This is a genomic window from Mesorhizobium sp. M4B.F.Ca.ET.089.01.1.1, assembly GCF_004022605.1.
Lineage (GTDB): Bacteria > Pseudomonadota > Alphaproteobacteria > Rhizobiales > Rhizobiaceae > Mesorhizobium > Mesorhizobium abyssinicae.
Genome location: NZ_RZOS01000156.1, coordinates 1 through 12147 on the forward strand (window position 1 = coordinate 1; position 12147 = coordinate 12147).

Consider the following 12147-nt stretch of genomic DNA (forward strand, 5'->3'; position numbering starts at 1 on the left):
ATGAAGGCCAGCGCCGCCTTCGACAGGCGCTGGCGCGTGTCATGGGCGAGGATGATGCGCTGCATCGGCAGCGGATCGGCGAGCGCCTTGCAGACCAGCGGCAGGCCGTCATAGCTCAAATCGCCATGCGGCCTGGTGTAGCTGACGGCGACGCCGAAGCCATTGGCGACCATGCTGCGCTGCAGCTCGAACGAGCTCGTCGTCGATTGGGCAACAGGCGTCAGGCCACGGCTGAGAAAGAGGTCGAGCATGTGCTGCCAGCTGTGCGGCTGGTCGGTCATGATCAGCGGATGCGCCGCGAGCTCGACCAGGCCGACGGTCCGCTGGTCCGCCAGCGCATGGCCGGCCGGCAGCAGCGCATGCGGCCGAAGTTCGTACAGCAGGACGCGCTTGAAATGCGCCGGCAGGCCGAGATCGTAGGTGAGGCCAAGATCGACGGCCGAATCGGCAAGCCGCCGCCCCAGCGTCTCGAAGGTTTCGTCTCGTATGACGACTGTGACGGCCGGGCAGCGCTCGGCGAAGGCGCGCATCAGCGCCGGCGCGAAATAGGCTGCCAGATCCTCGAAGCAGCCGAGCACCAGCTCGCCGCCGACTTCGGCTTCGCGCGATCCGAGCGCGGCCAGCTCGTCCGCCTCGGCCAGCACTTGCCTGGCCTTGGCGACGGCCTTGCGACCGAACGAAGTCAGCGCGACGCCGCTTCCCCGCTGGCGCACGAACAGTTTTTGGCCGAACGCGTCCTCCACATGGTCGATCGCCACCGAAATCGAAGGCTGCGACACATTCAGCGCCTGGGCCGCCATGGTCACGCTGCCATAGCGGGCCACGGCAACGACATAGCGCAATTGGGCGAGCGTGAACTTCATAGGTCAAAACTATAAGCGAGATGACAAGTTATTATTTTACGTGATGTGACGCTCTTGCGATAGTCGATAATCGAACAGCAGGAGAGCACGATGGCCAGCCCGAAAATCGACGCCGCGACAATTGCCGACTACCAGCGCGATGGCGCGGTCTGCATCCGCGGCGCCTTCAAGGCTTGGGTCGATGTCATCGCGGATGGCATCGAGCGCAACATCGAGAACCGCAGCGCCGCCGCTTCCGACATCGCCAATGGCAAGGGCAGCTTCTTCGACGACTACTGCAACTGGGAGCGCATCCCTGAATTCGTCAGGATCGTCAGGGAATCGCCGGCGGCCGAGCTGGCGGCCGCCGTCATGCAGTCGCGCAGCGCGCAGTTCTTCCACGACCATGTTCTGGTCAAGGAGCCCGGCACGCAGAAGCCGACGCCCTGGCATCAGGACATTCCCTATTATTTCGTAGAAGGCAGCCAGACGGTGAGCTTCTGGATCCCGATCGATCCGGTGAAGGAAGCGACGCTCAGGTTGATCGCCGGCTCGCACAAATGGGAAAAGATGGTGCTGCCGGTGCGCTGGCTGAACGACAGCAATTTCTATGCGGACGACGGCGACTACCTGCCGGTGCCCGATCCAGACAACGACCCGTCGATGAAAGTGCTCGAATGGGAGATGGAGCCGGGCGACGCCATCCTGTTCGACTTCCGGACGGCGCATGGCGCGCGCGGCAACCTGACCTCGGCCCGGCGGCGTGCGCTGTCGCTGCGCTGGGTCGGCGACGACGCTCACTATGTCGAGCGGCCGGGCCGCACCTCGCCGCCCTATCCCGGCCACGGCATGCAGCCCGGCCAGAAATTGCGCGAGGACTGGTTCCCGGTGGTTTTCCAGAGCTGACCGCGCCGGGGTGAGCCGCCCATGGGCGTGAAGCGTCGCATCCTCCGCGCGACGTTCCCGTGCGCAACCGGCATCGAGCAAGCCAAACGCCTTGACCCGCCGGCCCTGGGGCAATAGCGGGAGGTCCTGTCGTGGATGACTGGGGATATCGGCATGCGCGTTTTGGTGATTGGCTCCGGCGGCCGCGAACATGCCCTGGCCTGGAAGATCGCGGCCTCGCCGCTTCTGACCAGACTCTATGCCGCCCCCGGCAATCCGGGCATTGGCCGCGACGCCGAACTGGTCAAGCTCGACATCGCCGACCACGCCGCCGTTGCCGCCTTCTGCAAGGACAACGCGATCGACCTCGTCGTCGTCGGACCTGAAGGCCCGCTGGTCGCCGGCGTCGCCGACGATCTGCGCGGCGAGGGCATCCGCGTCTTCGGCCCGTCGAAGCGGGCGGCGCGGCTCGAAGGCTCGAAAGGCTTCACCAAGGACCTCTGCGCCAAATACGATATTCCGACCGCCGCCTACGGCCGCTTCGCCGACCTCGCCTCGGCGAAGGCCTATGTCGAGAAGGTCGGCGCGCCGATCGTCATCAAGGCCGATGGGCTCGCCGCCGGCAAGGGTGTCACCATCGCCATGACCTTGGACGAGGCGATCGCCGCGCTCGATGCCTGTTTCGACGGCGCCTTTGGCGCCGCAGGCGCCGAGGTGGTGGTCGAGGAATTTCTGACCGGCGAGGAGGCAAGCTTCTTCTGCCTGTGCGATGGCACGACGGCACTGCCCTTCGGCACCGCGCAGGACCACAAGCGCGTCGGCGACGGCGACGTCGGCCCCAACACCGGCGGCATGGGCGCCTATTCGCCGGCGCCGGTGATGACGCCGGAAATGGTCGAGCGCACTATGCGCGAGATCATCGAGCCGACCATGCGCGGCATGGCCGAACTCGGCGCGCCGTTCGCCGGCATCCTCTTCGCCGGATTGATGATCACCGATAAGGGGCCGAAGCTGATCGAATACAACACCCGCTTCGGCGATCCCGAATGCCAGGTGCTGATGATGCGGTTGAAGGACGATCTCCTGGTGCTGCTCAACGCCGCCGTCGACGGTCAGCTCGCGCATACCTCGATCCGCTGGCGCGACGAGGCGGCGCTGACCGTGGTGATGGCGGCGAGGGGCTATCCCGGCACCCCGGAAAAGGGTTCGGTCATTCGCGGTCTCGAGGAGGCCGCCAGCGACGGCGCCGAAATCTTCCATGCCGGCACCGCCATCAACGGCGGCGCGCTGGTCGCCAATGGCGGCCGCGTGCTCAATGTCACGGCGACCGGCGCCACCGTCGGCGAGGCGCAGCAACGCGCCTATGCCGCGCTCGATCGCATCGACTGGCCGCAGGGCTTTTGCCGCCGCGATATCGGCTGGCAGGCCGTGGCGCGCGAAAAGGCCGGCGCCTGATCCTAATCCCTGCCGCCAGCGCGATCAGGCGGCCTGTGTCTTGCGATCCGCCCGCGCCCAGGCCGGCAGCCAGTCGCCGTGAGCGGCAAGCAGATCGTCGACAAGCGACCAGATCTGGTCGAGGTCGAGTTCGGCCGCGGTGTGCGGATCCATCATCGCCGCGTGGTAGATGTGCTCGCGGTTTTCCGTCATCAGCGCCCGCACCGTCAGCTCCTGCACGTTGATGTTGGTGCGGATCAGTGCAGTCAGCTGGGGCGGCAGGTCGCCGATATAGGTCGGCTGGATGCCGGAGGCGTCGACCAGGCATGGCACTTCGGCGGCGCAATCGAAGGGCAGCGAGGTGATGCAGCCATTGTTGCGGACATTGCCGTAGATCACCGAGGGCTCGCCGGTCCAGACCGAGTTCATGATCGAGGAGGCGTACTCCTTCGACTGCTCGACCTCGATCCGGTCGGCCGAGCGGTAGGCTTCGGCCTGCCCCTTCCAGCGCTCGATCTGTTCGATGCAGCGCTTCGGATACTCGTCGAGCGGGATGCCGAACTTCTCGATCAGGTCGGGGCGGCCATCCTTGATGAAATAGGGCGTGTATTCGGCGAAATGCTCCGAGCTTTCGGTGACGAAGTAGCCTAGCCGCGTCAGCATCTCGTAGCGCACCTTGTTGGGGCAGCGCGGGTTCCAGCCGGGCTTCGGCGCGCGGCCTTCGCGATAGGCGCGCACGAGATCGGGATAGAGGTCGCGGTAGGAACCGTCCGGCTGGCGATGCTCGAACTTCAGATAGAAGGCCATGTGGTTGATGCCGGCCGAGCGATAGCGGATCTCCTCGTAGGGAAGGTCGAGGTCGTGCGCCAGCTCCATCGCCGTGCCCTGCACCGAGTGGCAGAGGCCGACCTGCCTGACGGCGGGATATTTTTCCGATATCGCCCAGGTGTTGATCGCCATCGGGTTGACGTACTGCAGCATGATCGCCTCGGGGCAGACCGCGAGCATGTCCTCGCAGATCTTCCACAGATGCGGCACGGTCCGCAGGCCCCGCATGATGCCGCCAACGCCCAGCGTGTCGGCGATGGTCTGGCGCAGGCCGTATTTCCTTGGCACCTCGAAGTCGGTGACGGTGCAGGGTTCGTAGCCGCCGATCTGGAAGGCGACGACGACGAAATCAGCCCCGGCAAGCGCCTTGCGCCGGTCGGAATAGGTCTCGGCCTTCGCCTTGACGCCGAGCGTCGCGATCAGCTTGTTGACCACGACGGCGCTCTCTTCCAGCCGCTGCGGATTGATGTCCATCAGCGCGATCGTCGCGCCGGACAGCGCCGGGCGCTGCAGCACGTCGCCGACGATGTTCTTCATGAACACTGTCGAACCGGCACCTATGAACGTGATCTTGGGATGTCTTGCCACTGAAACCTCCGGCACTTTGTCTACGCCACATCGAAAGCGGCTCGGACGAGCCGTTCGGTGTAGGCGGTCTTGGGATTGGTGAGCACCTCGTCGACAGGTCCCTGCTCGACGACCTTGCCGTGCTGCATGACGATGACACGGTGGCACAGCGCGCGCACCACCTTGAGGTCGTGCGAGATGAAGAGATAGCTCAGGCCGCGCTCGTCCTGCAGCTTTCGCAACAGGTCGATGATCTGCGCCTGGACGGAGAGGTCGAGCGCCGATGTCGGTTCGTCGAGCAGGATGAATTCGGGCTCCAGCGCGATCGGCCGGGCGATCGCGATGCGCTGCCGCTGGCCGCCGGAGAATTCATGCGGGAACCGCGAAAGGATGTCGCCCGGCATGCCGGCGCTGACCAGCGCCTCGCGAACCCGTTCGACCCGCTCGGGCCGTGTCGCGCCGATGCTGTTGACGACCAGCCCTTCCTCGATGATCTGCCCGATCGTCATGCGAGGATTGAGCGAGGAAAAAGGATCCTGGAAGACGATCTGCATGCGTGAGCGCAGCGGCCGCATTTCGTTGCGCGACAGGCCATGGATCGGCTGGCCGTCGAAACGAATCTCGCCGCGTTTCGGATCGAGCAATCTGAGCAGGGCCTGGCCGAAGGTGGTCTTGCCGGAGCCGGATTCGCCAACCAGCCCCAGCGTCTCGTGGCGGCAAAGCTTGAGGTCGAGGTCGTCGACGGCGACCAGTTCGCGCCAGTCCGGTTTCAGGAAGCTGCCATGGCGCAGCATGAAGCAGACGCGTACGCCGTTCGCTTCGAGAATGGTGCCGCAGCCCTCCGGCAGCGGTTGCGGTCGCCCGCGCGGCTCGGAGGCGAGCAGGCGCTGCGTATAGGGGTGCTGCGGATCGGCGAAGAGCCGTTCGGTGACATTGTGCTCGCGCATCTCGCCATGCTGCATCACATAGACGTAGTCGGAGAACTTGCGCACCACCGTGAGGTCGTGGGTGATCAGGATCACCGCCATCCGCAGTTCCTTCTGCAGATTGCGGATCAGGTTGAGGATTTGTGCCTGGACCGTGACGTCGAGCGCCGTCGTCGGCTCGTCTGCGATCAGCACGTCGGGATCGTTGGCCAAAGCCATGGCGATCATCACACGCTGACGCTGCCCGCCGGAGAGCTGGTGCGGGTACTGCTTCAGCCGCGCCTCCGGCTCAGGAATCTGGACATGCCGCAACAGTTCGAGCGCTCGCGCCCAGGCCTCCCTGCGGCCTACCTTGCGATGCACCCTGATTGCCTCGACGATCTGGCTGCCGACCGTGTAGATCGGGTTGAGCGAGCTCATCGGCTCTTGGAAGATCATCGAGATGCGGTTGCCGCGCAGCTTGCGCCGGGCGTGCTCGGGGAGTTTCAGGATGTTCTGCCCATCGTAAGAAACGCTCGACCTCGGCGATACCGTGGCCCGCCGCGACAGCAGCCCCATGACGGTGCGCGCCGTCACCGACTTGCCGGAGCCGGACTCGCCGACGATGGCGATCGTTTCACCGCGATAGAGCTGGAACGAGACGTCCTTGACGGCTTCGACGACGCCGTGTTCGACCTTGAAGGCCACCTCGATGTTGCGGGCGTCGATGATTGGTTGGTCCGCGCGTCCGTCATGGTCGTGGCGGAAGGCTGGCGCGAAGGGCTCGGCGAGTGCGAGGGTCATCCCGGCCACCTCAATAGGGGTCTACGGCATCGCGCAGGCCGTCGCCCAGCGCGTTGAAGGCAAAGACGGTGATCAGCACGAAGCCGACCGGCGACAGGATCCATGGATAGGTGCCGATGACCGAATAGGTCGCCGTGTCCTGCAGCATCAGGCCCCATGAGATCAGCGGCGGCTTCACCGCGAAGCCCAGGAAGCCGAGGAAGGATTCCAAGAGCACCACTGTCGGGATCGCCAGCGTCACGGCGACGATCACATGGCTCATCACGTTGGGGAGGATGTGCTGCATGATGATGCGCCGGTCTGTGGCGCCGACCGCCATGGCGGCGCGCACATAGTCGACCCGCGCCAGCGCCAGGGTCTTGCCGCGCACCTCGCGGGACATCTGCGCCCAGCCGAGCGCCGACATGACGATGATGACAAAGGCGAGGAAAACGTTGGTCGGCGCGGTGACCGGGATCAGCGTCGTCAGCGCCAGGTAGAGCGGCAGTTGCGGGAAAGCGAGCACCAGTTCGACGAAACGTTGCACCCACACGTCGAACCTGCCGCCGAAATAGCCGGAGACCATGCCGACCGTGGTGCCGATCATGGTGATGATGAAGACGACCGTCAGCGCGATCATCAGCGAGACGCGCGAGCCGTGGATGGCCCGCGACAGCACGTCGCGACCGAACTTGTCGGTGCCGAGGAAATGCACCGGCTGGCCATCCATCGAGCCGAAGAAATGCCGGTCTGCCGGAATGAGCCCGAACAGCCTATAGGGCGAGCCCTCGACGAAGAACCCAAGCAGCCTTGGGTGTTCGTAGTCGGGGCCGACGATTGGCTGGAAGGTGACCGGATCGAGATCGGCCGAATCGGCAAGCGCATACACCCTCGGCCGCGCGACGAAGTTGCCGTCCTTGTCGTGGAAGCTTGGCAGTTGGGGCGGCGCGAAGGCGATATCGGTTGCCTTCGGGTCCATCGGCGCCAGGAATTCCGCGAACACGGCCATCAGGAGCAGCAGCACGACGAGCCAGAGCCCGGCCATCCCGGTCCACGAACGCTTCAGCCGCCGCCAGACCAGCGCGATGTAGCTCTCATTGCCGCGCGCGGGTTTCTCGACGGCTCCCTCGGCGGGCGGCGGTGGCAGAGATGTGTCGCGCGCCAGCATCTAGTTCTCTCCGAACTGGCGGATGCGGGGATCGAGCAGGACGAGCAGCATGTCGGCGATGATGTTGCCGACGATCAGCGTCGCCGACAGCACCATCATGAACGTGGCGGTGACATAGACATCGCCTACCGCCATGGAGCCGACGATCGCCGGGCCGACGGTCGGCAGCGCGAAGATGATCGCCGTCTCGATCTCGCCGGTCAGCATGTAGGGCAGCACCACGCCCTGGTACATGACCAGCGGGTGCAGTGCGTTGGGCACGGCATGACGCAGGACCACGGCGCCGCCGGTCAGCCCCTTCGCCTTGGCCGTCTCGACATATTGGGCGTTCAGCGTGTCGAGCAGATTGCCGCGCATGACGCGCATGTTGTAGGCGAGCCCGCCGAAGGTCGCGATCGCCACCACCGGCCAGACATGCTTGACGAGGTCGACGAACTTTGCCCACGACCAGGGCGCGCCGCCATATTGCGGCGAGAAGAAGCTGCCGATCTCCGACACGTTGAACTGGAAGACCAGCAGGTAGACGATGATCAGCGCCATCAGGAAGCGCGGCACCGTCATGCCGAGGAAGGAGATGGCCGAAAGTGTGGAGTCGATCCAGGAATACTGCCGGGTCGCCGCCCATATGCCGAACGTGATGCCGAGGACGGAAGCGAGCAGGTGGCAGACCAGTGCCAGAAGCAGCGTGCGCGGCAGGCGCTCGCCCACCACATCGGCAACCGGCTTGTTGTAGTAGAGGCTGTAGCCGAAATCGCCGCGCGTGACGATGCCGCCGATCCAGTTGAGATACTGGACGGGCAGCGGCTTATCCAGGCCGTGCTCGATCCGATAGGCCTTGGCCTGCGCGTCGGCCTGGGCGAAAGACGCGCCGCCCTGGTTGATCAGCTGCGAACGGATGTAGTCGGCATAGTCACCCGGCGGCGCCTGGATGATGGCAAAGGTGACCAGGCTCAGGATGGCGAGGACCGGGATCGCCGACGCTATGCGCGTGAGCAGGAATCGCAACATCGAACGGCCCGTTTCCTTGTCTCGCCGGTTGCGCCCGCTCAGGGCCTGTCCGGAGGGTTTGCTTTGTCCGGCCGCGCCAGCGGCGCGGCCGGAGTTCTCTTCGTCAGGGAGGTAAACCTTAGTTCATCGGCCCCTTGTCTCCGGGTTTGCCGGGAAGCTCGTCGGGGAACAATTCGTACTTGGCTTGTTTGTCGGCCGCGACAAAGACCCGTTCGCGGACGATCGAATCCTCGGCCCAGTTGAACATGAAGATCGGCGTGCCTTGCGGAATGTTCGAGAAGCGCTTGTTGATGATCAGCGCGCCGGGATATTCCGTCAGGCCGACATTGTAGACGTGCTCCGTCGAGATCTTCTGGAAGTCTCTCATCAGGCCGGCGCGCTGGTCGTTGTCCTGCGTCGAGACGAACTTGTTGACGATGTCGACGAGATCCTTCTCGAACGGCATCAGGTCGACTTCGCCGCTTTCCGGTGCCCGGTGGTTCCAACTGGTCTTGGGGCCGACCGGCGCAAGCTGCTCGGTGTTCTGCACGACGGAGGTCAGTTCCTGGTCGTTGCGCCTGATCAGCCAGTCGAAGCGGCCGGAATATTGCGAGGCGTCGCGCTGGGTACCGTTGAGGCCGTTGAGCACGACCCGGAGCCCCAGCTTTTCCATCTGGGCGACGACGCCTTCGGCAAGGCTCTTGTCGGTGGTGTAGTCATTGTTGACCAGCATCACGATCTCGACGTCCTTGCCGCCGGCGGTGCCGGCCGGGAAGTTCACGATGCCATCGCCGTCGGTGTCCTTGAGGCCAGCCTTGGCGAGCTCGGCCTTGGCGCCCTCGAGGTCGAAGGGATAATAGACGGTCGACTTGCGGTCGTAGAAGCTGGTGCCGGATGAGAAACCGCCGGCGTAGATGGCGGTGAACGGCCCCTTGACCAGCGAGTCTCCGAGCGCCTTGCGGTCGAACGCCATGGTGACGGCCTTGCGGAAGTCCTCGTTGCGGTTCAGCTCGCGGATGGCCTGGCCGCGCTCGTCGGGATTGCCCCAGCCATTGGCGGAAAAGTTCATGCGCAGATTGTAGCCGATGAGCCGCGGTCCGAAGGCAAGCCTGGCGGGCGCGTCCTTTTCCGCCGCGCGTTTCAGCGAGGCGACGAAGTTTTCCGGCTGTTCCAGGTTCGAGAAGTCGCCCGAGCCCGCCACCGCCTGGACGTCGCGGTCGGCCCAGGTCGAGAGCTTGTATTGCAGTTCGTTGAGGTAAGGCAGCTGGTTGCCCTTCTCGTCGACCTTCCAATAGTAGGGGTTGCGGCGCATGACGATGATGTCGTCAGGCCGGTACTCGACCGGCACCCAGGCGCCCATCACCGGCATGTTCATGTATTCCGGCGGGAAGGCGTTCTTGAACTGGTCGTAGGTGTTCTTCGAATATTTCGGATGCTGCGGCTTCAGAATGTGCGACGGGCCGGGGCAGAACGTGCCGTAGGCCATGGCGTAGAGATATTGTCTCGGGAAGGCTTCCTTGAAGGTCCATTCGACGGTGTAATCGTCGATTTTCTTCAGCGTCGTGCCGACGCCGAAGGTTTCCGGCGTCGCGCCATTGAGCGGCGAGACGTTCGGATCGACGACTTCGTCGTCCCAGTAGAACATGATGTCGTCGGCGTTGAAGGGCGCGCCGTCCGACCATTTGGCGCCTTCGACCAGGTGCATGGTCAGCTTGTGGCCGTCCTTCGACCACTCCCAGCCCTTGGCGAGGTTGGGCAGCGGCTCGGTGTCCTTGGCCTCGACCTGGAACAGCGGCGCGGTACGCGTCAGGCATTCTGAAAGGCCGATATCGATGCCGCCCCAGCCTTGCGTCTGGCCGGCGCCGTAGTTCCAGCCTTCCGGCCTGCCGCCGATGACATGGCGCATGGTGTCGCCGTAGACGCCGATGCCATCAGGCATGTTGCCCGTCTTGAAGACCAGTGGCTCCTTCGGCAGCCTGTCTTTCAGCGGCGGCAGCTTGCCGGTCTTGACGAATTTCTCGGTGACCCAGTCAGGCTCGTGATATTCCGGCAGCGCCTTGAACTCCAGGATGGAGTCGCGCGCCACATACTTGATCTTGCCCTCGGCCGGGAACGTTGCCGGCTCCGGTGGGATCGTCGGTTCGGAAGCGAAAGCATTGAGCGCGGGGATTGAAACGCTCAGCGCCAGTCCCGCCGCTATGCCAAGTCTGTGTAAGTTCCTCATAGTCTCCTCCCAGGTGTTGGACGTCTGCTGCCCGCCTTCTATGCAGTGCGGCTGAATTGGCGGACCGCCTTGCGGCGGATCCGCGTTGGTGCCTGACTGTCTCAGCCGGCCTGTTTCAGTGCCGCCTTCTCGGCGCGCAATTCCTCGATCGAGCGCACACTGCGGCGCGCGGCACCGGCCCATTCGCGGGTCTTGACCTTGGATTTCGAAAGCCGCTCCTTTGCTGCCGGAACCGCATGGGCATATTGCGGCAGCCAGGCGGCCTGGGCGACGACCATCTCGTCCACCATCTGCCAGACCTCCTCCGGCGTCGAAACCGCGCCGACCAGCGGGTCATGCAGTACGGCGAGCTTCAAGAGGTCGATGTCGCCTGATATCGCGGCATGCACCGACATGCGCTGGACGTTGATCGAGGAGATGCAGGTGGCGGCGCAGGCCTCCGGCAACGTGATGCCGGCGGCCATGTTGATGCCGAACCGATCGACGAAGCCGGGCGACTCGATGATGGCGTCCTGCGGCAGGTTGGTGATCACGCCGTTGTTCTTGACGTTGAAGTGGCCGCGATAGACGCGGTTCGTCTCCAGCGCCTCGAGGATGTGGCTGGCATGCTCGTTGGAGCGCTTGGCCGGGTCGATCGGCTTCGACGCCGCTTCAAGGAATTGCGGATATTCCGTTTCGAACCAGTTGCGGGTCTCGGTCGAGTAGCGCAGGTAGCCGCCAGTCTCGCCGTGGATCCAGTCGGACATGTCGATCCAGCGCGTGATCTCGTCGGGGCGCTTGCGGTACCAGGGCAGATACTCGGAAAGATGCCCGTTGCTTTCGGTCGAATAGACGCCGAAGCGCTTCAGCACGTCGATGCGCAGCTTTTCCTGCTTCGAATAGACGGGGTGCGCCTCGAAGGCGGCGACCAGTTCGTCCTTGCCGATCGGGCGGCCGTTGAGGCGCAATTCGATGAACCAGGTCTGGTGGTTGATGCCAGAACAGACATAGTCGAGTTCCCCGGACGATTTCGCTCCCAGCACCTCGGCAATCTGCTCGGCGCCGTGCTGCACGCCGTGGCAGAGCCCGACCGTGTCGACCTTGCCATACTCGATCGCGGCCCAGGTGTTCATCGCCATCGGATTGGCATAGTTGAGGAATTTGGCGTTCGTGTCGGCCACCTCGCTTATGTCCTTACAGAAATCGAGGATCACCGGGATGTTGCGCTGGCCGTAAAGGATGCCGCCGGCGCAGATCGTGTCGCCGACGCACTGGTCGATGCCATATTTAAGCGGAATGCGGATGTCGTCGGCATAGGCCTCCAGGCCGCCGACGCGCACGCAGCTGATAATGTAGCGCGCGCCCTCGATCGCCTTGCGCCGGTCGGTCGTTGCCGTCACCTTGGTCGGCAACCTGTTCGCTTCCACGATCCTGTCGAGGATAGCCTTGATCATGCCGAGATTGTGCTCGCTGACGTCGGTCAGCGCGAATTCGATGTCGCTGAATTCGGGGACACACAGAATGTCGGTGAACAGCTTCTTGGTG

At 64.3% G+C, this 12147-nt stretch carries 9 protein-coding genes; 2 read left to right on the forward strand and 7 right to left on the reverse strand.

Annotated features, from left to right (window positions below; translation table 11 throughout):
- Nucleotides 1-863, reverse strand: an 863-nt coding sequence (locus EN780_RS16460; RefSeq protein WP_128274720.1) for a LysR family transcriptional regulator, incomplete at its 3' end; no start/stop codon positions are given.
- Between the two features lie 90 nt (nucleotides 864-953).
- On the opposite strand from EN780_RS16460, the gene EN780_RS16465 reads away from it, so the two are divergent.
- Both EN780_RS16465 and purD read left to right on the forward strand, forming a co-directional pair.
- Entirely contained in the window at nucleotides 954-1748 is a 795-nt protein-coding gene (locus tag EN780_RS16465) for a phytanoyl-CoA dioxygenase family protein (RefSeq protein ID WP_189521639.1), read from the forward strand.
- Nucleotides 1749-1901: 153 nt separating this feature from the next.
- Nucleotides 1902-3182, forward strand: a complete 1281-nt coding sequence (gene purD / locus EN780_RS16470; RefSeq protein WP_128274722.1) for a phosphoribosylamine--glycine ligase — start codon at nucleotides 1902-1904, stop codon at nucleotides 3180-3182.
- Between the two features lie 24 nt (nucleotides 3183-3206).
- Here purD and EN780_RS16475 read toward each other — a convergent pair whose 3' ends face one another.
- The 6 genes from EN780_RS16475 to EN780_RS16500 all read right to left on the reverse strand — a co-directional run.
- Entirely contained in the window at nucleotides 3207-4577 is a 1371-nt protein-coding gene (locus EN780_RS16475; protein ID WP_128274723.1) for an alpha-glucosidase/alpha-galactosidase, read from the reverse strand.
- A gap of 20 nt (nucleotides 4578-4597) precedes the next feature.
- Nucleotides 4598-6265, reverse strand: coding sequence for an ABC transporter ATP-binding protein (locus EN780_RS16480; RefSeq protein WP_128274724.1), 1668 nt, complete (start codon nucleotides 6263-6265; stop codon nucleotides 4598-4600).
- 10 nt (nucleotides 6266-6275) lie between these two features.
- Nucleotides 6276-7412: an ABC transporter permease gene (locus EN780_RS16485; RefSeq protein WP_128274725.1), complete on the reverse strand. Its 1137-nt coding sequence runs from the start codon at nucleotides 7410-7412 to the stop codon at nucleotides 6276-6278.
- A complete protein-coding gene (locus EN780_RS16490; protein ID WP_127283556.1) occupies nucleotides 7413-8420 on the reverse strand; it encodes an ABC transporter permease in 1008 nt (335 codons plus the stop codon).
- A gap of 118 nt (nucleotides 8421-8538) precedes the next feature.
- Nucleotides 8539-10623, reverse strand: a complete 2085-nt coding sequence (locus EN780_RS16495; RefSeq protein ID WP_128274726.1) for an ABC transporter substrate-binding protein — start codon at nucleotides 10621-10623, stop codon at nucleotides 8539-8541.
- A 101-nt stretch (nucleotides 10624-10724) separates the two neighbouring features.
- Nucleotides 10725-12147, reverse strand: a 1423-nt coding sequence (locus tag EN780_RS16500; RefSeq protein WP_133372629.1) for an alpha-glucosidase/alpha-galactosidase, incomplete at its 5' end; no start/stop codon positions are given.